The sequence below is a fragment of the Microcoleus sp. N9_A2 genome, assembly GCF_036701775.1.
In the GTDB taxonomy this organism is placed as follows: Bacteria; Cyanobacteriota; Cyanobacteriia; order Cyanobacteriales; family Microcoleaceae; genus Microcoleus.
Map to the genome: position 1 here is coordinate 1 of NZ_JAUBRH010000079.1, position 23,999 is coordinate 23,999.

Consider the following 23,999-nt stretch of genomic DNA (forward strand, 5'->3'; position numbering starts at 1 on the left):
GAGGCTATTTCTGCCCATTCTTGTGACTACTTTCCTATGCCCGAGCTCATTCCCATTTTTCAGACCTGAATCCTTACGGACAGATTAATGCGATTTGTCGGACTTCCTGGTAAATCTTTTGTGCCGATGATGGTCGGTTTCGGCTGCAACATCCCCGGAATTATGGCGACGCGGACATTAGAAAATAAGCGCGATCGTACCATGACAATCATGATGAATCCATTCATGTCTTGCAGCGCCAGATTAGCAGTTTACGCCCTATTTTGCGGCGCATTCTTCCAAGTCGGCGGTCAAAACATGGTATTAGGACTTTACCTAATCGGAATTCTAGCCGCTGTTCTCACCGGACTAATCCTCAAGAATACCATCCTCCAAGGAGAAGCCGCGCCTTTTGTTATGGAATTGCCACCCTACCACATTCCCAAGCTCAAAGGAGTGCTGCTGCGTACTTGGGACAGGCTGAAAGCTTTTATCACAAAGGCCGGAATTGCGATCGTGATCATGGTGGTTATACTAGGATTCATGAGCTCAGTGGGCACCGACGGTTCCTTCGGCAAAGACAACAGCAAAGACTCAATTCTTAGTGCAGTCGGCCGCGCGGCAACACCTGTATTTACACCAATGGGAATCACCCAAGAAAACTGGCCCGCCACCGTCGGTTTGCTAACAGGAGTATTTGCCAAAGAAGTAATGGTTGGAACCTTAGATTCATTGTACACCCAACTAGCAGACGAACAAAAAGCAGCAAGTGGAGAACCGGAGAAAGAAGAAGAATTTAGTTTCTGGGGAAATATCGGCAAAGCATTTTTTAGTATACCAGAGAATCTTACAAAACTTCCCGGTCAACTTTTCGATCCCCTCGGCTTAAATTCTGCTAATATTACCGACCCAAAACAAGCGGAAGAAGACCAAGGTATCTCTGGTAGCACCTACGGACAAATGTCCCAGCGGTTCGGTTCCAATCAAGCAGCTTTTGCTTATTTGCTTTTTGTATTGCTGTACTTTCCCTGCGTCTCCGCAACGGCTGCGCTTTACCGCGAAACTAACTTGGGATGGACTGTATTCGCAGGCTTATGGACTACTGGTTTAGGTTACTGGGTTGCAGTCCTCTATTATCAAGTCGCGACATATGCAGAGCATCCAGAATCTTCAGTTATTTGGGTAGTGAGACTGGTAATAGCTATGGCGCTGACACTTGCGGGATTAAAAATGATCGGTGCAATACGCCCCAAGCGACGCGCAGCAATCAGTAGTTAGTTGACTGTTGACTGTTAACTGTTGACTGTTAACTGTTAACTACGTTTAAGAATCAAACAAAGGAGAAAAGCCATGATTTTAAGCGAAATCCAAAAATTTATTGCTGACAACAAAAGAGCCTCTATCGCGGATCTAAAAATCCACTTTCGCATGGATGGTGATGCTTTGCGTGGAATGTTAAATCGCCTAATTCGCAAAGGCAGAATTAGCAAAATGGCAGAAGCCAAAAAGTGCGGGGGGTGTGGCAGTTGCGCCGACGATGCAACGGAGATTTATGTATGGGTAAATCCTGGCGAGTCGGTGTCAGCAAAAGAGCCAGTTTCTGCAACTTGCCATTAAGTGATATTAAGTTTGTAGTAAGGACTTCAGAAATCAGGATACGGCAATGCCGTTTCCCTACAATTAATCGGGGTAGGGAAACGGCACTGCCGTATCCTCCTCGCGAGTTCATGATTATTTTGCGGTAGAGAAACGGCAATGCCGTCTCCTCTAATCAAATAGCTAACTGATATTCAATTCAAGCAACTGTCTTAACTCTGGCACAAACAAGCGGCTTCTTGGCTGCGGGCTTTAATCGGCAAATAAATCACAAACTCTGCTCCCTCACCTATTTCCGAATTCACTTCTATTTTCCCTTGATGCTTCTCGATAATCTGGTAGGAAATTGACAGCCCTAAACCAGTTCCTTTCCCCACAGGTTTAGTCGTAAAAAATGGGTCAAATAGCCTATTGATTGCATCCGGATCAATCCCATTACCGTTATCTCTAATCTTCACCACCACTTGATTTACTCCTGCTATTTCTGTGATAATTTCAATCTCCTTGTTTCGCAGGTTTTGATTGCTCAACAGTGCATCAGCAGCATTGGCTATGATATTCATAAATACCTGGTTTAACTGCGACGGATAGCACTCTACTAAGGGCAATTTTCCATATTTTTTAATTACTTTAATCGCTGTTTTTATCTTGCTATTTAAAATTAATAGAGTGCTGTCAATTCCTTCATGGATATCGACTGGTTTCATTTCAGCTTCATCTAACCTAGAGAAGTTTCGCAGGGACAAAACAATTTGCTGAATTCGCTCAGTACCCATTTTCATCGAAGATAGTAACTTCGACAAATCTTCTGATAAAAAGTCGAGTTCAATTTCCTCGATGCAGTCTTGAATCGGCGCGCTTGCATTCGGAAATTCCTGCCGGTAAAGTCTTACAAGCCTGAGCAAATCTTGAGTATATTGGTTAGCGTGACAGAGGTTGCCATAAATAAAGTTAACTGGGTTGTTAATTTCGTGAGCGATACCAGCCGTCATCAATCCCAAACTGGACATTTTTTCGGCTTGAATTAGTTGGGATTGGGCATTTTTCAACTCATGGAGCGTTTGTTGCAGTTGGTGCAACTGGATATTGAGTGTACGATCGCGATTTTCTACTTGTTCTATCATACAGTTGAAAGCTTCCGCAAGTTGACCTACTTCATCGCCGGAAGGAATGGGTACTTTACCAGAAAAGTATTCATTGCTTGCCATCCAATTCACGTTTTGAGTTAAATCTAGAATTGGTTTTCCGATGATTCGGCTAACTACAGCACCAACAATCGTGGCTAGAATTACTCCTGCCCAAAAGAAACTATCTAGCCGTTGAGATAAAGTTAATTGCGTTTGCTGCACTGTCGCCATTGGGTTAAACACAGCTAGAGCTATGCTATCGCCTATTTCGGATATTTCTACCGTTTTCATTATGTAAGACAGGCGCTCAATATCTATTTTAGTAGTCGATGTCTGTGGTGTAGGTTTTTTCCAAGATTTAGAGCGAATTTGGGGAAAATTAGTAGCAATTAATTCTCCTGATTTAAAGATAGCGAAGTAGTTTTTACTGTTAGTATCAATGTTGATATTATGCAATTGTTCGTCTGTCACTAAGTCACCTACGAGTACAGCACCAATTATCCTATTCTTGCTTCTAATCGGTGCAAATCCTACTAGCAATGCTTGCGGTTTGCCATCAATGCTGACGAAATTTGACTTTTCTAAGCCTTTAAGTGCTGAATTTATCGCTGCGCTATTGATTAACTTCTTATCTATGAGCGAATCTTCTCGCAACTCTGCTACCATTTCGCCCCGCCCGTCTACTATTTTGACTAAATCTAGTTTAAATGTGGTTTGTAGAGATAATATATCTTGACGCAAGATGTTTGTGTCTTTCTTTTCTACAGCGCGAATAACTTCTGGTTCTTCTGATAGTAGTTTGGCTTGCATTGTCAATTGAGTCGATCGACTTTTGAAGTCTCGCACGGCTAAAACAGCTTGGTTTTCAACTCGCTCGCGCACTCCTTTTTCGAGAGTGTTGGCAAATCCGATTTTAACTGTGTGTATCACTAATAATAATAGAGTGACGGATACACCTAGAAACGGCACGATAATTTTGAGGCTCAGCGGTACTCGAAAGTACGGCGGGATCTTGGTTGAGCTGTTGTCGCCCTCGATCGCACTTCTTAGATTTTTCATAATGAGTTATTAACAATAATAGTCATTAATTTATAATAGTACATTAACCGTAAATTGTGATTTCTGGGAGCCACTAGTGCAAACAATCCTTGATATATAAAGAATTTAGGCTGTAGTGAATTTTAGCAGTCTGGCGAGCAGACTGCTTTTAGTACCCAAAACTTGTTAGATATTTATCTTAATAGTTGCGATCTAGAATCTAGAACTTCAAGTCTAAAATCAGTTGCCGACTGTGTAGAGATAGCCAAAAATTCAGTATTTCTTCACCGACTTGTTCTGGATAAAAGTGGTGAAAGAAATGCCTACCGTCTTGACATTCCCAAAGCCGATCGCCTTTTTTAAGAAATTTCGACCAGCGGCGTATGACAATAGGAGATACCACAAAATCTGTTTTGCTACTGCATATCAACAAAGGTACTTCTACACCTTCATCGCGGGAATTACTCATCCTAAATAGAGAGTGAGGAGAAGGAGAACAGGCTAAGTCATCCTCAAAATATGATATAAATTTTTGATGGATAATTTGATTTTGGAATCCCACCATATCGCCAACCATTTGAGTTAAAACTTGTTTGCTACTCCAGGGAAAAGCAGAAAGATAGGTATAGTAATGTGCTTGCCAATTAACAGCAGATGGCAAACCGACAGCTAAAAGTCCCAAAGAACTAACTTTGTGAGGATAGCGCCGCGCATACATTAAACCAACTAATCCGCTGGTACTGTGGCCTATTAAATGAATTGGGCGATCGCGCAATGTTAAAAAATCGTGCAAAAGCTCAACAGCCATATCTAAAGAGCAAGCTTCGTCTTCAGTTTGTTGGTATTCCCATATTTGCACCGGTACAGAATCATTTAAGTAGGAAAGCAGGGAGCGATCAAAAAATTGCAAACTCGGACTTACACTTAACCAAAGCACGTCATCTGAACTAAATTTCATTTATTTTAAGTTGGAAATAGAGTGATTAACAATCATAATTTATCTGCTAGGTTTTCGGGGCGGGTTGATTGCGTTATTCGGATTTTCCCACATCATCCCATTACAAAACCCGCCCTACCGTCAAGTCTATAAACTAAATTCTTTCTTGAGTTGAGATACCCAAGATTTGATGCGCGCTTTCGTCAGATCGGATTGGTTGTCTTCATCAATAGCAAGACCGATAAACTTGCCATTAACGACAGCTTTAGATTCATTAAAATCATAGCCGTCTACCGGCCAATAACCAACTGTTTCGCCGCCCTGTTCGGAAATTTTTTCAGCCAGAAGCCCCATGGCATCCATAAAATTATCCGGGTAGCCTTCTTGGTCGCCAGTTCCCACATAAGCTACTTTTTTGCCGCTAAAATCAATATCATCTAGTTCTGGAAAAAAACCTTCCCAGTCACTTTGTAGTTCGCCGATATTCCAAGTGGGACAAGCGATAATCAGGCATTCGTATTCGTCAAAATCATCATTTTCAACACTGCCGATCTCGTGTAATGTCACGATATCGCCGCCAAATTCATCCCGAATCATTTCAGCTACAGACTCAGTTTTCCCAGTTGTAGTTCCGTAGAAAAGACCAATTGCTTTTGACATTTTTACTCCGAATGTGAAATTTGATAGTGCTTGAGATTTCTTTTTTTTAAGTCAGAATTTGGCATTTCTTGCCTGCAATTCAGACAAAACCAATAGACGCGATTGTGGCTAACCTGAGAAATTAACGAGTCTAGGCAGCAAGGACACTGTTTTTTCATCTGCTTAAAGTTGAAAATTCATTAACCAAGCTGACTCGCTCAGATCGGGGTCTGGTTCGCAGTCAATTAGTAACAAATTCAGCGTCGTTTGTACTTTTAGACTGCGCGGGATGCCGGCGGGTATAAACACAAATACTCCCGGTGTTAAAGTGACTGTTCGATCGCACACCGTGAGAGTTCCCACTCCTTCTAAGACGGCGAGGGTTACATCTTTGGAGTTATCGAGGTCAGGTATTTCGGAATTTTTACCCAAACTCATCAGTTTTTGGCTGTCGGCTGGTTGTCCGTCGCTGATTCGCGAGGCTGACGCGGAAACTATTGCTGCTGTCACGGTGATTGACCTCCAGGTACTGTTAACTTCCGGCAGTTATTGCAATTAATATTCAATAAGCTACCATGTAATTCAGAGTAAGTGTCAATAATTTAATATTAAGATTTATTACAAAAAGCTGTCAAGCTAGGTATACGCGCAGAGATGGCAGTCCTAAATTCAGACAGGGCGGTAATTTTGGGCTGTCGAACTCAGAGGCGCGATGGCTTAACTTTAAAAATACTTGCTAGTTATTTGCAGTTAGTTCGGGAAATTAGGTTTGTAGGGCTAATAGAGTAAGGTTCGCCATCAGCGCTCATACCTATCAAGGTGGTCAAAAAATCCCTCAAACGCTTGTAATATCGTAGTTTGTAGGTGTGCAGTGCGTACCAGTTGAGTTTTTCGGATGTGCCGCAAGCATCGGTTGACCAAGTTTCAGCGTTTTGAGTTTGAAGCCAAGCTTGCCAAAGCAATTTTCCTTGCTTGAAGTTTGAAAAATCCGAACGTCAAATGACCCGCTACTCACAGGGATAATGTGGGGTGTGCATCGCCCTACAAATAGAGGTTTTGCGTCCAGGAATGAAATACAATAGAGGCGGGTTTTAGACGGATTTGTCGATCGCAAAAATCCGTCTCCAACTCGCCCCAAATGACAACAATTAACAATTAACCGACTAATTCTTCGCCCCTACGCCAACATACATAATCGACGTATCCTCATTAATTTTGATTTTAAACAACCCAGACTTTTTGTAATCAACATAGTTAGCAAAATTAACTGTTAACAGTTGAGCTGCTTGTTTGAAAACTGCCCCCGAAGGAAATAGCTGCTTTCCACTTGTAAAATTCCCCCAAAAACCGTGCATCTCGGCTAAAATAGCGCCCATTTCCCCAAACATATCAAAACCTTTAATTTCAATCTTGCCAAAACCCGTATCGCGCATTACCGCAGACAGTTCCTCCGGGGTAATAAACTTTTCCCAATCGTGAACGCCCCGCTTAATTTCCTGCAAAATATTTTCCATCAGCCCAATCATCACAACTTGGGAGGAAAAAGTTCGGTTGATTGTGTCAAAAAAGAACAATCCCCCAGGCTTAAGAATCCTGTGAACCTCAGACACAACTTTTTTGTAATCGGCAACGTGTTCCAAAACATCCACGCAGATTACAACATCAAAGGTATTGTCTTCGTAGGGCATATTTTCGGCAAAACCTTGCCTGTAGTCAATCTCAAAACCGCTAGTAACTGCGTGATTTTGAGCGGCTACAATACATTTTTGCGATCGATCTATTCCAGAAACCACAGCGCCTCTCTCGGCCATAAACTCACAAGAAAAACCGCCGCCGCACCCAACATCTAAGGTTTTCAGCCCTCGCCAATTCGTCGCGTGTCTGTCGAAAAACTCAAATCTAGGTTTATTTAGATGGTATAAAGCATAAATTTTCGCATTTTCGTCCCACCAATTATCAGCATTTTCTTCGTAAAATTCTAAATCGTTTTTTACTTCTGTTTTTTGCACGATTTTCTCCGTCCTGATTAGTGGAAAATATAGAGGGCGCTTGCACTTTTTCCTGATTTTAGAGGAATGACTCTAACAAACCCGGTTTCTGTGACAAATCCGAGGTTTGGTGACGAGTTCGCAGGCAGACACCGGGTTTTTGAATCCGCGCGCGTAAGTTGTATTTTCTTGTTAGTTGCGAATCGCCACAGTTTTTTATTATAATACTTTTGGCACAAATTTCAACGAGATGGATCGCGTTTCTATTATCATCCCCGCCTTCAACGAAGCGACTTGTCTGGAACGCACCTTGCGCCAACTCAGCATTCTCAATCCTCCGGCTTGGGAAGTATTAGTGGTAGACGGCGGTAGTCAAGACGAAACAGTGGCGATCGCACTTTCCGCCGGCATCCGCGTTATTTATAGCAGTATAGCCGGACGATCCCTGCAAATGAACTTAGGTGCTCAAGTCGCCACCGGTGAAATTCTATGCTTTCTGCACGCCGATACTTTAGTTCCCGACGACATTGTAGCAGTCATCCAGAAAACATTGTCCGATGCCGAAATTGCGGGCGGCGGGTTTATCTCTCTGATGGCTGGTTCGCAGCAAACAAGATGGGGTTTTTCTCTCCACAATTACCTGAAAACTTATTACGCGCCGCTGTTATTTCGACCTCATTTATTTGTCCAAGGATTGCGCCTCCTGTTTGGCGACCAAGTTATTTTTTGTCGCCGTACCGATTTTTGGGAATGCGAGGGTTTCGATGCTGCGCTGCCAATTATGGAGGAAGCGGATTTGTGTTTGAAGTTAGTGCGACGGGGGAGACTTAAGTTAGTCAATCGGGTGGTGGAAAGTAGCGATCGCCGAGTTGCGAATTGGGGCGAATTTAAAGCTATTGCGATCTATCTTTCGATTGGTTTTTTGTGGGGTTTTGGCGTTTCCCCAAGGTATCTCAATCAGTTTTATGAAGACATCCGCTAAACACAAAATTTGATTAAATTCCCAAACTGTACTGCCTGTAATTTTTGGGCAAAACTTTTTCCAACAGGTAAATAATCGCCCAACAACCTAACAAACTCCCCGTAACTAAAAAGCCGAGCTTCACCAGCGGATTTACCGGGTCAATAAACTTATAAAACACTAACAACACATATTTCACTACTGCCGAATCCAGGAGATATATAGGGAATGAATAAGCAGCCAATATTTTGACTAACCCAGATGCTCTACTGGGAAGTGCGATACTCTTAGAAAATGCGAGGATCGATAATACGAACAAAATTGCGTATCCTTGAGCAGATAGTTTAAAAAAAGATCGGAGAAACCATGCCTCCGAATTAACTCCACTTTTCAGGTAATATTCCCAAATGCTAGCTAGATTAAAAAGGATAGTTTCTCCTAAAATTGGCATTTTTCTGCGTTCGAAAGTTGAATTATGTTATACGAACCGCCCAAAAATAGACCAGTTAAAAATGGCAAAATCCAACTGAAAATCCAGCGCTCCATCAAAGGTAGAGGTATTGATATGTATTGGAAAGCGGTTAAGTAGAAGAAGATTGTAAAAATTGTTGGAATTGTTAAGCCCAAAGCCAAAACTTTTCTGGGTTCTAAAAATCTTAATTTCACGAGAAGCCACCACCAGCCATAGCATTGAACAATCACAACGATGAAGTAATAGGGAGGCATCACTGAACCCGTCAAGATATCTCTGAGTAATGAAAGTAAATCAAATTTTTGGATTTCTCCCAAATTATTTAAGATGTACAAAGCTACTGACCAAAACAGATAGGGGGTAGAATTTTTGACAGTCTTTTTTTGACTACCAGTGCGGGATTATGTTGATTTTCCAGTTTGTTGGTGAGAAAAAAACCGCTCAACAGTAAAAATGCAGGTACGCAAAATAGTTGAAATGTATCGATCGCCACAAATAAAATTCTGCGATCGCGAAATGCAAAGAACCCAGCATGAGTAATCACAACACTGACGATCGCTAAAGCTCGGATCAAATCAAATTCAGCGAACCGATTAGAAACTTTTTGCATTGGTAACAATTAGATTGTAAAAATTTGAATCAAATTAGGAATTTTTATGATGAGTGCAATATCATAAAATGTTATATTTGCTCCTATCTTCACACAACTTATCTCGGCAAAAATAAGTCACCGAGTGCTGGGATTGAGGAATAAAGACTATAGAGACTATTGCGAAAAAAAATCTACCTAAATTAGGTAGACTTTTAGAAATGTTCAAGCAATGAGTTCACTGTGGGCTAACCGTTGTTGTGATGGATGTGCGACGCAGAAACATTATCCAACCGATCGCGCCCGTTGCGGATCACGCGCAGCATATCGCTCAGCTTGTGCTCTATATTATCGAGCACTTGGTCGGCATAATCATCGGCTCCGTTTTGAATTTCCTCACATTCCGCCATCGCTCTCACTCTCATCTCTTCCAATTCCTCTTGAGCCTGGTAGCGAATTTGTTCGACTTCCGCCAGCGTCGCCTGCTGAATAGCCTCGCAGTCGAGCAAAACTTGCTGTCGCAACTGATCTGCTTCTATCTTCGCCTGCTGGAGCAGGCCCATATCGTTTAAAAGTTCTGCAGCTCGCTGTTCTGCTGCTTCTATCACTTCCTGAGCGTAGAGTTCCGCCTCTTGAAGCAAGTCGTCCTTGTGCCGGATAATCGTCTCGGCTTCCCCAAAGGCGATCGGCAAATTTAGCCTCACCAAGTCTAACTGATCGAGCAACTGTTCTTCATCCACCAGAGTGCGTCTGGTCATGGGAATTCGCGGGCTGTCGAGAACAATTTCCTCAAGCCTGTTCAATTCCCGCTGGATGTCTACTCCTGCGGTTCGGGTGGGGTCTCCGAAGGCGGCTGTGTTCTGAGGGGGTTCGTTCTCAGTGCCGCGTCCGGTAGTGTCGGGTTCGATGCGAGTTGGTTCCTGCTGGCGTAACATTTGTAAATATCTAGGGCGACGTGTTTCGGAACAAGATGATCTACGGAGCCACCAAACTTGGCTATTTCTTTAACTACACTACTACTTAAAAAGCTGTACTCGTTAGAAGTTGCCAAAAAAACTGTTTCAATTTCACCCAGAAGGGTTTTATTGGTGTGGGCCATCTGGAGTTCCATTTCAAAATCTGTTAATACCCGGAGCCCCCGCAGCAGCACTTTGGCTTGTCGAATCTTAGCATAGTTTACTGTCAAACCCTCAAAACTGTCTACTTCTACATTTGGCAAGTGTTGGGTAGAGCGCAGGATCTGCTCGATCCGTTCCTCTACGGTGAAGAGAGGGGTTTTGCTGGGGTTTCTGACTACCGTAACAATTACCCTATCAAATAGTTTAGATCCCCGCTCGATAATGTCTGCGTGACCGAAGGTAATGGGGTCAAAGCTGCCTGGATAGATTGCAATCACGAGTTTGGCTCAACGGAGTGGGGGAGAGTGGAGGAGTGGAGGAGCGGGTGAGTGCGGGGAGTGGGAGAGTGGGGAGAGGGGGAGAGGGGGAGAGTGGGGAGAGGGGGAGAATTACGAAAATCTTCCTTTATTCTCCCGACAACTGACAACTGACAACTGACAACTGACAACTGACTTCTACTTTTTCATGGAATGAGCTTTGTAGAAAGTTTCGAGGCTTTGCTTGTCGCCGACAAACCGCCAGTGCCAAGGTTCGTAACTGACGCCTTGGCGATTGTTTTTGGGGAAGGACATTTCAAAGCTGAAGGCGACGGCGTTGGCTTCTAACCACTTGAATGCTTGGGTATTTTCAAAACTGGGGCTGAGGTTGTGTTCCGGGGCGGTGCCGTCGCCGATGTCGATCGCGTAACCTGTATGGTGTTCGCTATATCCAGGAGGGGCGCTGACTTCGGCTCGCTTGGTGGCATTTTGCCTGCGTTCGGCTTTTACGTCAAAAAATACGTGCTGTTGGTCTTCCACGGAGCGAAAGCCGGATATGGGAGCGAAATAGATCCCTGATGCGGCAGCGGCGTTAGCCATTTCTTGATATTTTGCTGCTGCGGTTTTGCGGAGTTTGATGCCACCGTCGGAAGTGACGTTTACCAAGTCTGAGGCTGGTGCTTCTGGGTAAGGCAAGTGTCCCAGCAGGTTGTCTGGGGTTGCGGGTTTTGAGTTGGTGGCTGGACTCGCGGCCGCTCCAGACGGCGAGCTCGCCGCTGCTGGGTTTTGTTGAGTTTCCTGTGCCCGACTGGTTGCTGGGAAAAAGTTAAAGTTGAAGTGCAGCCAAATGCTGACTCCAAAGGCGACAGCGCCCAACCCTAGCAGTTTCCAAATCAGCCCTTTTTTCTGGGACTGGCTCGATCCTGCTTCTGGGTATGGGTGGTCTCGCACTGCTTCTGGAATTTCGTCAGCGGCAAGCTCCGAGGCTTGCGGGGTTTTTCTCGACAGACTAGCGTTATCCAAGCCAGCTCCACTCCTGCACTTCAATAAGGCTCAACGTTACAAATTGTAGACCGATTGCGCGCGATCGCACATCCACAATTCCCGCTGAGAATATACGATCTCTTTCTGACTGGGCTTTGTCCCATCCGCCAGTTTTCAAATCGCCCGCGGATCTCGCACTGGTTGGCGCAAGTGGCGCTAGTTAATTTTAAGTGTAATTTGCTACTTATTCGACAAAATCTCACAATTCTGCGATCGGCACATCAAACGTCCGTGCCAATTTTAGCAGAGCACCGATGTCAGCCATTGTCAGATTGGGCGATCGGGCATCACTTTTGACGGTGTTGTAGGATACAGAGAGAGCGATCCAAAATCAAACACCAACTTGGGCCAACTCAGCACAATTGGTTAAAACCCCTCAATTTTGGTTAAAAACCAGGTTTCTTTGTTAGTGCGTAAGTCTTAGCTAATTTTATTCGTGAGTAGATCCATCTGGCATAATTGCACCCGTAAGTATAGCATTTCCCAAGCTTGCTCCTCCTATTTTTGCACCAGTTAAGTTAGCGCCCGATAAGTCTGCAAAGTCTAATCTTGCTGCACGGATGTCTGCTGAAACCAGCTCAGCACCACGCAGCTTTGCAGAGTTTAATTCCGCTTGTCGCAAGTCAGATTCAGTTAAGTCGGCTGTCGTTAAATCTGCATTAACTAATCTTGCATCATTCAAGTTTACCTGCTTCAAATTAGCCCGACTCAAATTACAGCCGTCTAGACTTGCTCCCTGAAGTTTTGCCCCACTCAAATTGGCATCTCTCAAATTGGAATTATTCAATTGTGCAGAAGTCAAATTAGCACCTTGTAAGTTGGCTCCCATCAAGTTAACACCGCTCAAGTCCCTACCAGTTAGATCGGCATTTTGCAGCGATACATAGGGAGCAATTAAGTAAGCACCCGCTTTCACAGGATCGAAATCAGCAGGAAATAAAGTTGCTTGATTGTAAATCGCTCCTTCAAGTTGAACTCCCTTGAGATTTGCTCGGTCGATGTTGGCTTCTAAAAGGTTAGAATTACTCAGATTTGCATTTGTCAAATCAGCATTGTTTAGGTCGGTTTTCCTTAAGTATAGCCCGCTTAAGTTAGCTTGACTGAGGTTTGCAGTTGTGAATTTTGTTTGTTGACTAAGTTTAGATCCGCTGAGGTTTACACCATTCAAATCGGCTTCACTAAAATTTGCATTTTCTAGTTTTGCTCCTCTTAAACTCGCCTTACTCAATTTGGCTTTTTCTAGTTTAGCCGATTGTAAATTAGCCTGAGCGAGGTTGGCTCTTGATAAATTAGCCTGATTCAGATTGGCACTGTATAAACTAGCCTGAGAAAGATTGGCATTGACTAAGTTGGCTTGATTCAGATTGGCACTGGATAAATTCGCCTGCTCGATGTTGGCATTAACTAAGTTAGCCTGATTCAGATTGGCACTGGATAAATTAGCCTTAGAAAGGTTGACACCGCCTAGTTTAGATTCGCTAAAATTTGTGCTAGGGAAATAGCCATCCCTCATATCTGCTCCATTAAGAATTGCCCCGCTGAGGTTAAGGCTCTGCCAATTAACACCCCTTAAATTAGCTTTTTTCAAATTAGCATTACTCAGGTTGATATCAGAAGCTAGGTTTTTACCGATTAGATTAGCACCGGCTAAATTAATTCCTGTAAAATCCCTTTCTCCCTGAGTGTAACGCTGCCAAAAATCCTCAACACTAACAACAGGTTCCAGACATTCCTCAGACTCATACTCGACATCCTCACCGTTATCCTCTAAAGCAATATCTTCAGCATCCACCCCTAACCCTTCCAAATAATCCGCTCGATCCAGGTAATCCGAACTGGCTACAAACTGCCTCTCAATCTCCTCCTCATTTAATACTTGGCTGCTGTCAAATCGCTGAATTAATTGCTTGATAATTTGGCAGTCATCCGTGCGAATTCCCACTTCTTTTTCTGCACTTTGGTCGCTGTTAGTCAGAAAATTATGGCTCCCCAACATCGCAAAACTCGAATCGCAGACTAAAAAGTTTTCGTGAGTACCCAATAACTTGAGGCGAAATAGATCGGGATATTCACCTTCTAACTCTTGTAAATCTGCCAAAGCATTGTAGCGCCATCCTTTGCCGATTTTTTGCCGATCGCCTAAATAACCCCAGCCAATATCGATCGCACATCCTCGGTTCAAGCAATCTGTAAATTTTTGGAGCAATTCATCATTAATACTGTTACAATTGAGCCAAGGACAAACAATAATCAGCCGCTCTTGTGCTACTGATAGCGCCTCCATCAACACAGCGCGACTGTTGGGGCGATCGCATACTAACTGATACTGAAAGTCTAACTTTTGCTGTTCTGTCTCAGCGTCAAGCTCAATCGGCGGCTCTGAAATGACCGAGATATCGCCAATTGCCAAATCAAGCCGCTGTTGCAGCGCCGCAATTTGGGCCATCAAATTTTCTAGCTGTGGCGGTTCAGGGCGATCGTTAAATCGTTGATCCTGTGCTTCTAACTGCCGCTTAAATTTGGCTATATATTTTTTGAGAATAACTTGCTCTTCTTCAAGCTGCAATACTCTCGCGGTTATCGATTCTATATCTAGTTCTGTGTCTGACATAGTGCTACCCTCAAATTAAAAATACTTCAAACGCCATGTCTGGGAAGTTTTCCCAAAATCTAATCTTACCAAATTCTGCCACCTAGGCACAATTAGCAGCATTTTCCTCATCCCCTGCATCAACCGCAACTGGATCTAGCTTTTGTTCAATTTTAATCCACATTCCGTACCCTCAACCGTCACAATTTTTTTTAACTTAGGAACGAATAATTAATAATTTAAACATCTGCCACACTCCTCTCTATACCTTTTGCAGAAATCAAAATTTATCTCGAATTATCTGCATCTATTTGTGTTAAATCTGGCTTTAATCAGCGGTTTAGATATCGATCCCGTGACTTATGCAATGCAAGTCTTTTATCCCGAAGTTTAGGGGTCAAGGTCGGCAGAGCCTCCGCATCTGCATTACCAGGCAGAGCCTGGGAACGAGGAAAATGAGGGAAAAATTACAATTTTTTTGTAGTTGTCTCGATCGACTAATAAAGCTATAAAATATAATTTTGCATTGCATATCAACTAAAGATTTATTCAAAGAAACATAATTTATTAGTTTTAAAATAGATCTTTGTGAGTAATTCTGGTGTGTGACACCGTAGGGTGGGGAATGTACATTTTAAGTGTGTTAAAAACTGCGGAATGTGAGTTATGATAAAAAGTTGATTTGCCGCGCGCGGCTTGGTTGCCGGCGCAGGGTTTCTTTCGAGGAAAGCAGGATGCGCCTCGCTTTGACTGATTATTTTTTATGGTTTCTTTCGATGCGAAGTAAAAATAAGCTTTTTTATTACGGATTTACTCTTTCTGCATTTGTTTGTTTATTTGTTTTTTTAGACATGAGTGTCTTTTCTTTCGCGAGTTCGGCTCAAACCGAAAGCAAATTTCTTTCCGCGCGGGAAAGCGATCCGATCGCAATGGGCTGGATGCAAGGTTTCCCGCCGCCCAAAGACAAGCAGTTGAAATTCGCCGACGGCTCGTTTTTCCAGTTTCCCGCCCTGCGCTGGAGCGTGGCACACATGAACGAGTTCATGCCCGCCGTCAACGTTTCACGCGGACTGGGCGCGCCAGATCCGCTGCCTTACCGTCTCGATCCACGAATTGACTCGATCGCATTCCGCCCGCTGAATGCCACTAAAGACATGACATGGGAAGAATCGCTGTGGCAAAACTACACAGACGGCATTCTGGTTTTGCACCGAGGTTCGATCGTTTATGAAAAATACTTTGGTGCGCTGGCGGCCGACAACAAACACGCCGCGATGTCGGTGACGAAATCTCTCACCGGCACCCTGGGCGCAGTTTTGGTCGCCGAAGGCAAACTGGACGAAAACAAGCGGGTAGCCGAATACATTCCCGAACTCAAAGATTCCGCCTTTGGCGACGCTACCGTGCGCCAAGTGCTGGACATGACGACTGCGCTGCAATTCAGCGAAGAATACGCTAACCCCAAAGCCGAAATCTGGGAGTATTCCGGCGCCGGCAACCCGTTACCCAAACCCAAAGATTACAGCGGGCCCGTCGGCTACTACGCCGCGCTAACAACGGTGAAAAAGGCCGGCAACCACGGCGAAGCCTTCGGCTATAAAACCCCTAACGCTGACGTGGCGGGCTGGCTGGTGGCCCGCGCCAGCGGCAAGTCGGTGGACGAACTTCTGGCCGATCGCGTGTGGAGCAAAATCGGCATGGAACAGGACGGCTACTATTCGGTGGACGAACTGGGTACTCCCTTCGCCGGCGGCGGCTACAACGCCGGTTTGCGCGACATGGCACGCTTTGGCGAGTTGATTCGCAACCAGGGCCGCTGGAAAGGCACGCAGGTTTTGCCCGCCCGCGCGATCGAAGATATCGCCGGCGGCGGCAGCAAAGCCGCTTTCGCAAAATCGGGCCATCCCGAATTACCAGGCTGGTCTTATCGGGATATGTGGTGGAATACCGGAAACGCCCACGGCGCTTTTGCGGCGCGTGGCGTGCACGGACAAACGATCTATATTGATCCCGCAGCCGAAATGGTCATCGTGCGTTTCGCCTCCCATCCCATCGCTGGAAACAGCGCTAACGATTCGACTTCACTACCAGCTTACGAAGCTGTCGCCCAGTATTTGATCGGAGGAAATTAAGTTTATGCAGCCTACCAAAGAAATGGGGTTAGAGCCTTCCCCTTCTAGGGGGACTTTCTCGGAATTCTGGCAGAATGTTGAGTATTCCTATGACGAGTCTACTATGGTAGGAACAGGAGGAATAGAAAAATGCTTGTTCTCGAATTCAAGGCTTACGCAAAACCAAATCAGTTTCAGTCGATCAATGAAGCGATTAGAATTTGTCAATTTATTCGCAATAAATCAATCCGGCTGTGGATGGATGGTGGTGCAAAATCTTGGTTTGAGCTTTCTAAGTATTGTGCGATTTGGGCCAAAGAATTTGACTTTGCAAACAAGCTAGGTGCAATGGCTCGACAGGCAAGTGCGGAGAGAGCATGGGCTAGCATTTCCAGATTTTACGAAAATATCAAAAAGGGTATCAAAGGAAAGAAAGTTGGTTTTCCTAAATTCCAAAAAGACTGTCGTTCCGTTGAATACAAAACTAATTCTTGGAAGCTGGCATCAGATAGGAAATCAATCACTTTTACAGATAAGTGCGGCATTGGCAAGCTGAAGCTAAAAGGCACTCGCGATCTCAATTTCTACCAGCCAGACCAAATCAAACGAATTCGATTAATTAAACGAGCCGATGGATGTTACGTCCAGTTTTGTATCCAAGTAGACCGAGTAGAACTCGCGACCATGACAGCCCAAACGATTGGATTAGATGTGGGACTTAAAGAGTTTTACACTGATTCAAACGGCTTCATGGTTCCCAACCCTAGATTTCTGCGTAGAGGTGAAGCACGGTTAAAACGCGCCGGGCGTCTTGTAAGCCGGAAAGTAAAAGGTGGTTTGAATCGCCGTAAAGCTAGAGTGATTTTAGGTAAGCGACATCTCAAAATAAGTAGACAGCGTAAAGACCATGCTATTAAGTTAGCGAGGTGCTCCCATCACATCAAACGATGTAGTAGTTTACGAAGATTTGAGAGTGTCTAACATGATTAAAAATCACTGCTTAGCAAAATCAATTAGCGATGCTTCTTGGTATCAATTCAGAATGTTCTTAGAATATTTTGGAAAAGTGTTCGGTCGGATTACCATTGCGGTGAATCCGGCTTACACGAGCCAAGAATGCAGCAGTTGTGGTGTTGTGGTTAAGAAATCTCTATCCACTCGAACTCATACTTGTCAGTGTGGGTGTGAGATGGACAGAGATCGTAATGCCGCAATTAATATCCTCAATCGCGGGATAAGTACGGCGGGGCACGTCGGAACTTCGATCTTTGAGATCGTAAACGCTTAGGGAGATTGGATCTCTGGGTCAGGTGCAGCAATGTTCTTGATTTAAGTCCGGTCTAAGATCTAAGAATCCTCGTACCTTCAGGTCGAGGAGTGTCAAAACTCTTTTCGATTTGAGCGGCAAAGTCGCCATCGTGACCGGCGGCGGCAACGGCATCGGTGCAGCCTGTTGCCGGATGCTGGCTGATTTCGGCGCCACCGTTGTTATTGCCGATTTGAAAGTAGCGGACGCCCAAAAGGTTGCCGATGAGATTGGTGCCAGCGGCGGCAAAGCTTTGGCTGTGGAGTGCAACGTGCTCCGTGACGAAGATTTAATTGGTCTGGTGGAACGCACCATCGCCGAGTGTGGAAGCATTCACGTTCTGGTCAATAACGCTGGCGGCGGCGGTGCGGGCAAAGAAAGTCCGTTCGAGATTTCGCAGCAGCAGTTCGAGCGCCCCTTTCAACTCAATGTTTTCAGCGCGTGGCGACTGTCGCAACTCTGCGCGCCGCACATGAAGGCGGCGGGCTACGGTTCGATCGTCAATATGTCGTCGATGAGTTCCATCAATAAAAGCCCCGCCATCAGCGCCTACGCTGCTTCCAAAGCCGCCATCAATCACATGACGGCAAACCTGGCCTTCGACTACGGCCCGGTAATTCGCGTCAATGCCGTGGGCCCTGGAGCTGTCAGAACGGCCGCCTTGGCTTCGGTTCTGACTCCAGAGGTCGAAAAGCGAATGCTGGCCCATACTCCGCTCCAACGCTTGGGCTAGCCTGAAGACATCGCCGGAGCCGTTCTCTACTTTGCTGCCGCTGTATCTCAGTGGGTCAGCGGACAGGTGCTGTTCGTCAACGGCGGTGGCGTGCAGACGCTGGATTAAGCCTGTGCTCGCAACACTTCTCGGACACTGCACGGCTGGGATTTTATTTCGAGGCAAGTCGGTAAATGCTCGATCGGCTTGCCAGCTCTTTGGTTGCGTCTGCGGGGGCGATCGCCCCTAGTGGTGTCTATTAGCTAAAAAAAGATCGGTAATAATGCTGCCGTCTGTAGGTCAGGAAAAATCTCAATTCGGCAGAGCCCGATCGCCCCTTGACTTCATGCGCTACAATTATTAAGAAATCTTTAGTTAAATCCGTTTAACGTCTCAGACGCATTATGAGTCTTCCCATTCGCAACGTCGCCATCATTGCTCACGTCGATCACGGCAAAACCACCCTTGTGGACGCTCTCCTCAGACAGTCCGGGGTCTTCCGCGAAGGGGAAGAAGTCCCAGATTGCGTCATGGACTCCAACGACATCGAGCGCGAACGTGGCATCACCATCCTTTCCAAAAACACCGCTGTCCGATACAAAGAAACCCTGATCAACATCGTCGATACTCCCGGACACGCGGACTTCGGCGGCGAAGTCGAACGAGTGCTCGGCATGGTTGACGGTTGTTTGCTGATCGTAGATGCCAACGAAGGCCCGATGCCACAAACCCGCTTCGTGCTCAAAAAAGCCCTGGAAAAAGGACTGCGCCCGATCGTATTTGTCAACAAGATCGATCGCGATCGAGCCGACCCCCACAAAGCAGTCGATAAAGTTTTGGATCTGTTCCTCGAACTAGGTGCTGACGACGATCAGTGCGACTTCCCCTATCTGTTCGGTTCCGGCCTCAACGGCACTGCCAAAAAAACATTGGAAGACGAAGCAGTGGACATGAAACCGCTGTTTGAAGAAATCCTAGACCACGTACCGCCCCCCATCGGCGACCCCGAAAAACCGCTGCAACTGCAAGTAACCACCTTAGATTACTCAGAATACGTCGGTCGCATCGTCATCGGCCGCATCCACAACGGCACGATTAGAATCGGTCAACAAGCAGTCTTAATCACCGAAAGCGGCGCGCTTGTCAAATCAAAAATTACCAAACTGATGGGCTTTGAAGGCCTGAAGCGGATTGATATCCCAGAATCTTCTGCTGGTAATCTTGTTGCCGTTGCCGGTTTTGCTGATGCGTATATTGGCGAGACAATTACCTGTCCCAACGACCCGCAAGCGCTACCTTTAATCAAGGTAGACGAACCGACTTTGCAGATGACTTTCTCGGTGAACGATTCGCCGTTCTGCGGTCAAGAAGGTAGTTTGGTCACATCGCGTCAAATTCGCGATCGGCTCATGCGGGAACTCCAAACCAACGTCGCCTTGCGCGTCGAAGAAACCGAATCTCCCGACAAATTCCTCGTATCCGGCCGCGGCGAACTCCACCTCGGAATCCTGATCGAAAATATGCGTCGCGAAGGATACGAATTCCAAGTATCTCAACCGCAAGTAATCTTCCGCGAAGTCGGCGGTCGTCCCTGCGAACCCTTTGAATGTTTGGTATTAGACGTACCCGAAGAAGCAGTCGGCGGCTGCATCGAACGCCTCGGTCAGCGGAAAGCAGAAATGCAAGATATGCACGTCAGCAGCACCGGCCGCACCCAAATCGAATTTTCAGTCCCCGCTCGCGGTTTGATTGGATTCCGAGGCGAGTTTATGCGCTTGACTCGCGGTGCAGGAATTATGAACCACAGCTTCCTCGACTATCGCCCCCTCGGTGGAGAAATTATCGCCCGTCGCAACGGAGTATTGATTTCCTTTGAAGAAGGAATTGCAACTACTTATTCACTGAAAAATGCTGAAGACCGTGGCGTATTTTTCATTACCCCTGGAACCAAGGTTTACAGAGGGATGATTATCGGAGAAAACAACCGAGATGAAGACATGGAGCTGAATATCTGCAAGTCGAAGCAGTTGACAAACCACCGCGCATCTGGCGGTGAAGAATTGGCGCAATTGCAAGCACCAGTCGATATGAGTTTGGAGCGCGCTTTGGAATACATCGGTCAGGATGAATTGGTGGAAGTAACACCGAAATCAATTCGCTTGCGGAAGCTTTCTAAGAAGTTGGTCAAACGGTAAAACAACTTGTAGGGTGCTCTTCGGCGCACCTTACTGGTGAAAGGATAAAGCAGAGTAGAAACTACTAAAAACCCGGTTTGTTGGATTTACGAGTAATCAGAAACCGGGTTTTTCTCTTGAACTGTAGAAACTCCCAAAAACCAGGTTTCTTTGGTTTTGATGGATATAGTTTATTGCATTTCTCTGGGATCGTCTGATGGTGGATGACAGCCAGCTTTAATCCATAAACCGCGTGCTTCCTGAATCGATCGCTCTCCTTGATAGCGTTCGTCGTTCACGTCAAGGCGATCGCAAGTAGCGCGACCAATTGCTGTAACTCCGAGAATTTTTGTACCGTCCTCCGTCCAAATAAAATGTTCTTGCCTTTGCTGACTTCGAGGGTTAAATAAAGCTACTTCTGCTTGAGTTTCTAGATCGCTACCGACTGTAAAATTGTAACGGCGTTGATTGCAACGGCTACAAGCAAGCGCCAAATTATTCACATCATCCGTACCATCTAAAGAACGGGGTTTAATATGGTCGATCGTAAAACGAGAGGTGCTGATTTGTTCTGGAGAGTGACAATATTCGCAAAGATATTTAGCCCGTTGTCTGACATATTGGCGGGTTACTTCGGTAAGGGTCATTTTTGAGCGAGGAGGAGGGAGTTTAGGTAAGTAAAAAGCCGATCGAGTTCGTTGATGGCGTTGAGTTCGTCTTGTTCTTCAGCGGTTAGGTCATCGATTTTATTTTTTTCCAGAAGGGTTTCTAGATGGAGTTGAAGTCGATCGGTAAATTTGAACAGAGGGCGATTATTGACTGTTTCGACTTTAATTCCGGTTTCAATGAGGGTAGGAGGTTGAATGACAACTTGCATAATTTTGACTTTGATGAAAGGTGAACGCTTGTTTTTATTTTAATGATTTTATTTTAGTAGCGATCGAGCTTCAAGTCTCTAAAACAGTACGTTGCAGCCAAGTAATAATAGTTTGGATCAAATATGGATCTTGGGGCAAGAAACTGGGAATCGTGGGATGTGGTGAGTCGGTGATGACACAGATTGTACCGTCGAAGCGGGTAAGGGCATTGAGGAAAGTAGGGCTCAAACCTTGGGCGGCGGGGGATGTGGGGTCTTCGTAGAAGATGAGGATGGGGTGTTTGTCGCTGTCGCGGCGGAGTTGATTCCAGTAGGATTTGAGTTGGGGGAGGGTTTCGGGTTCGCCGTTGGGGCGTTGGGGACAGTTTTGGTCGAGGAATTGTTCGTAGATTTCGAGGGCGGGGTTATGGGAGTCGATGAATTTGCTGGTGTCGATGCAAATTAGCTGTAGGGATTCGATTAATTGTGTTTCTACAAGTCTGGCATCAAGGATTTTGGGTAAGTCTGCTAAATTGAGGCTTTGGGTGAAGGGGGTAGAACCGACTCCTGTTGTTTCTGGGACTTCTGGATGGGGTGTGGTGAGTTGATGGTGCCATGCTTGATAGAAAGTTGGGTAAGGCAGATTTTGGGCGCAGTTCCAGATGACTCTGAAGGGAGGTATAAGGAGATCAAAATCGTTTGCACGTACTTGGGAAGGTAGGTAATTTTTTAATCCTGAAACTACGGTGGCGAAGTGTTTACCTTTCATAATTTCCCCTAAGCTATCTGCCGCTCGCATCCGAGTTCTTTCATTATCTGAATTGCAAATTAACTCGAGTAAAGCCTCGATCGCCACTGGGTTATCTTTGTCTATTTTCCCTAAACTGTCTGCCGCTTGGCTCCGAGTATATTCATCCTGAGAAATATTGATTAACTCGACTAAAGCCGATATCGCAACTGGGTTATCTCTGCTTATTTTCCCTAAGCTCTCTGCCGCTTTCCTCCAAGTATATTCATCCTGAGAAGTATTGATTAACTCGACTAAAGCGGATATCGCAACTGGGTTATCTTTTCTTATTTCCCCTAAGCCCTCTGCCGCTTGGCTCTGGATTCTTTCATTATCTGAATTACGGATTAACTCGACTAAAGCGGCGATCGCCACTGGGTTATCTTTGTCTATTGCCCCTAACCTATATGCTGCTTGCACCCGAGTATATTCATCACCTAAATTGCTGATTAATTCGACTAAAGCGGCGATCGCCACTGGGTTATTTTTGTCTAGTTCCCCTAAGATACCTGCCGCTGCACTGCGGATATATTCATCCTGAGAAGTATTGATTACCTTGACTAAAGCTGCGATCGCTAATGATTTGTTTTCGCCTCTTTCTGCTAAACTATATACCGCATCTCTCAGGGTATATTTACTAATTGCACTATTAATTAAATCGACTAAAGCTGCGGTCGCCACTGGATTATCTTTGCCTACTCTTCCTAAGTTAAATATCGCTGCTCTCCAGGTATTTCTCGTCTGAGCAGAGTTGATTAAATCGACGAAAGCTGCGATCGCCACTGGGTTATCTTTGTCTATTTCCCCTAAGCTACTTGCCGCTGAACATCGGATATGTTGATTTTGGGCAGAATTGATTAACTCGACTAAAGCTGCAATGGCTACGGGGTTATCTTTGTCTATTTTCCCTAAGCTATCTGCCGCTTGCCCCCTGGTACTTTCATCACCTGAATTATGAATTAACTCGACTAAAGCTGCGATCGCAACTGGGTTATCTTTGCCTATTTTTCCTAAGCTATATGCCGCTTTCCTCCAAGTATCTTCATTCTGTGAAGTACGGATTAACTGTACTAAAGCTGCGAGCGCAACTGGGTTATCTTTGCCTATTTTCTCTAATAAATATTCCACCTTCCTCCGGGGATCTTCATTCTGTGAAGTACCGATCAACTGGACTAAAGCGGAGATTACAACGGCGTTATTTTTGTCTATTGCCGCTAAGCTATATACCGCTTGCCACCGGGGATCTTCATTCTGTAAAGTACCGATTAACTCGACTAAAGCGGCGATCGCCCTTTCCCGATCCGTGTCTTTTAGTATCTCCCTTGCTTCCTCAAAAATAGAACTAAAAACTTGCAAACTATCCTGTTTTTCTGCAAATCCACCCTTGACCATTCGCGACACAATCTCATCAGCAAGACTGCAATCCTTAAACTCAGCAATCCCCGCAGCCGCTAAAAAATACGCTCGAAATTTATAAAAATAACTATCACCCCCATCATCAAACTCAACCAACGCCTCAATAAACGCTTCCTTCTCCTCCTTCCCTACCTCCCCTCGCCCCAACCACAGCAAAATCACCTGCTTCCACTGTGCTTCAAAAATCCGATATTCCTTCCCCACCACCGGAAAATCAACATGATTCAGAAGTGTTGAATGATAGGAAAAGATTGCTAAAATTGGCCCAACAATGTATAATTGCAGAGTTATAAATTATTAAT

At 45.2% G+C, this 23,999-nt stretch carries 20 protein-coding genes and 1 pseudogene; 7 read left to right on the forward strand and 14 right to left on the reverse strand.

Going from position 1 to position 23,999, the window contains the following annotated elements; translation table 11 throughout:
• The first annotated feature begins 87 nt into the window (after positions 1-87).
• Together QUA44_RS27415 and QUA44_RS27420 are read left to right on the forward strand one after the other, a co-directional pair.
• Positions 88-1,257 (forward strand): nucleoside recognition domain-containing protein, encoded by a 1,170-nt coding sequence (locus tag QUA44_RS27415; RefSeq protein WP_445243705.1) that lies wholly within the window; start codon positions 88-90, stop codon positions 1,255-1,257.
• A gap of 72 nt (positions 1,258-1,329) precedes the next feature.
• The gene (locus QUA44_RS27420; protein WP_333232888.1) at positions 1,330-1,596 is read left to right on the forward strand and encodes a FeoC-like transcriptional regulator; all 267 of its coding nucleotides are present in this window, start codon (positions 1,330-1,332) and stop codon (positions 1,594-1,596) included.
• A gap of 191 nt (positions 1,597-1,787) precedes the next feature.
• On the opposite strand, the gene QUA44_RS27425 is transcribed toward QUA44_RS27420, so the two are convergent.
• The 5 genes from QUA44_RS27425 to ubiG form a co-directional block, all read right to left on the reverse strand.
• Positions 1,788-3,761 (reverse strand): ATP-binding protein, encoded by a 1,974-nt coding sequence (locus tag QUA44_RS27425; RefSeq protein ID WP_333256216.1) that lies wholly within the window; start codon positions 3,759-3,761, stop codon positions 1,788-1,790.
• A 199-nt stretch (positions 3,762-3,960) separates the two neighbouring features.
• Complete coding sequence (locus tag QUA44_RS27430) at positions 3,961-4,698, reverse strand: alpha/beta hydrolase (protein ID WP_333256218.1); 738 nt, start codon at positions 4,696-4,698, stop codon at positions 3,961-3,963.
• A 126-nt stretch (positions 4,699-4,824) separates the two neighbouring features.
• Entirely contained in the window at positions 4,825-5,337 is a 513-nt protein-coding gene (gene fldA, locus QUA44_RS27435) for a flavodoxin FldA (RefSeq protein ID WP_333256220.1), read from the reverse strand.
• 162 nt (positions 5,338-5,499) lie between these two features.
• Positions 5,500-5,826 carry a cupin domain-containing protein gene (locus tag QUA44_RS27440; protein WP_333256223.1) on the reverse strand — a complete coding sequence of 109 codons (327 nt, stop codon included), beginning with the start codon at positions 5,824-5,826 and terminating at the stop codon, positions 5,500-5,502.
• Positions 5,827-6,479: 653 nt separating this feature from the next.
• Positions 6,480-7,325 (reverse strand): bifunctional 2-polyprenyl-6-hydroxyphenol methylase/3-demethylubiquinol 3-O-methyltransferase UbiG, encoded by an 846-nt coding sequence (gene ubiG / locus QUA44_RS27445; RefSeq protein ID WP_333256228.1) that lies wholly within the window; start codon positions 7,323-7,325, stop codon positions 6,480-6,482.
• A 229-nt stretch (positions 7,326-7,554) separates the two neighbouring features.
• Here ubiG and QUA44_RS27450 point away from each other — a divergent pair, with 229 nt between their 5' ends.
• Entirely contained in the window at positions 7,555-8,286 is a 732-nt protein-coding gene (locus tag QUA44_RS27450) for a TIGR04283 family arsenosugar biosynthesis glycosyltransferase (protein WP_333256231.1), read from the forward strand.
• A gap of 13 nt (positions 8,287-8,299) precedes the next feature.
• On the opposite strand, the gene QUA44_RS27455 is transcribed toward QUA44_RS27450, so the two are convergent.
• From QUA44_RS27455 to QUA44_RS27480, 6 genes are all read right to left on the reverse strand, one after another.
• Complete coding sequence (locus tag QUA44_RS27455) at positions 8,300-8,584, reverse strand: hypothetical protein (protein WP_333256233.1); 285 nt, start codon at positions 8,582-8,584, stop codon at positions 8,300-8,302.
• A 490-nt stretch (positions 8,585-9,074) separates the two neighbouring features.
• Positions 9,075-9,347: an acyltransferase family protein gene (locus tag QUA44_RS27460; RefSeq protein ID WP_333256238.1), complete on the reverse strand. Its 273-nt coding sequence runs from the start codon at positions 9,345-9,347 to the stop codon at positions 9,075-9,077.
• Between the two features lie 227 nt (positions 9,348-9,574).
• Complete coding sequence (locus QUA44_RS27465; protein ID WP_333256241.1) at positions 9,575-10,261, reverse strand: DivIVA domain-containing protein; 687 nt, start codon at positions 10,259-10,261, stop codon at positions 9,575-9,577.
• Positions 10,144-10,722, reverse strand: a complete 579-nt coding sequence (gene coaD / locus QUA44_RS27470) for a pantetheine-phosphate adenylyltransferase (protein ID WP_333256245.1) — start codon at positions 10,720-10,722, stop codon at positions 10,144-10,146. The genes QUA44_RS27465 and coaD overlap by 118 nt, the downstream gene beginning before the upstream one ends.
• Positions 10,723-10,899: 177 nt before the next feature.
• Complete coding sequence (locus QUA44_RS27475; RefSeq protein WP_333256247.1) at positions 10,900-11,724, reverse strand: M15 family metallopeptidase; 825 nt, start codon at positions 11,722-11,724, stop codon at positions 10,900-10,902.
• Positions 11,725-12,175: 451 nt separating this feature from the next.
• Positions 12,176-14,356, reverse strand: a complete 2,181-nt coding sequence (locus QUA44_RS27480) for a pentapeptide repeat-containing protein (RefSeq protein ID WP_333256250.1) — start codon at positions 14,354-14,356, stop codon at positions 12,176-12,178.
• A 638-nt stretch (positions 14,357-14,994) separates the two neighbouring features.
• Between QUA44_RS27480 and QUA44_RS27485 the strand changes: the two genes are divergently transcribed.
• From QUA44_RS27485 to typA, 4 genes and pseudogenes are all read left to right on the forward strand, one after another.
• Entirely contained in the window at positions 14,995-16,467 is a 1,473-nt protein-coding gene (locus QUA44_RS27485) for a serine hydrolase (RefSeq protein ID WP_333256253.1), read from the forward strand.
• A 129-nt stretch (positions 16,468-16,596) separates the two neighbouring features.
• Positions 16,597-17,734: pseudogene (locus QUA44_RS27490) on the forward strand (RNA-guided endonuclease InsQ/TnpB family protein).
• Between the two features lie 109 nt (positions 17,735-17,843).
• Positions 17,844-18,485: an SDR family NAD(P)-dependent oxidoreductase gene (locus tag QUA44_RS27495; protein ID WP_333256255.1), complete on the forward strand. Its 642-nt coding sequence runs from the start codon at positions 17,844-17,846 to the stop codon at positions 18,483-18,485.
• Between the two features lie 383 nt (positions 18,486-18,868).
• Positions 18,869-20,659, forward strand: a complete 1,791-nt coding sequence (typA, locus tag QUA44_RS27500; RefSeq protein ID WP_333256258.1) for a translational GTPase TypA — start codon at positions 18,869-18,871, stop codon at positions 20,657-20,659.
• A gap of 170 nt (positions 20,660-20,829) precedes the next feature.
• Here typA and QUA44_RS27505 read toward each other — a convergent pair whose 3' ends face one another.
• The 3 genes from QUA44_RS27505 to QUA44_RS27515 all read right to left on the reverse strand — a co-directional run bounded on the left by QUA44_RS27505 (position 20,830) and on the right by QUA44_RS27515 (position 23,901).
• Entirely contained in the window at positions 20,830-21,285 is a 456-nt protein-coding gene (locus QUA44_RS27505) for an HNH endonuclease (RefSeq protein WP_333256261.1), read from the reverse strand.
• Complete coding sequence (locus tag QUA44_RS27510; protein ID WP_333256264.1) at positions 21,282-21,515, reverse strand: hypothetical protein; 234 nt, start codon at positions 21,513-21,515, stop codon at positions 21,282-21,284. Before QUA44_RS27510 ends, QUA44_RS27505 begins: the two co-directional genes overlap by 4 nt.
• 70 nt (positions 21,516-21,585) lie before the next feature.
• The gene (locus QUA44_RS27515) at positions 21,586-23,901 is read right to left on the reverse strand and encodes a HEAT repeat domain-containing protein (RefSeq protein WP_333256267.1); all 2,316 of its coding nucleotides are present in this window, start codon (positions 23,899-23,901) and stop codon (positions 21,586-21,588) included.
• Positions 23,902-23,999: the final 98 nt, after the last annotated feature.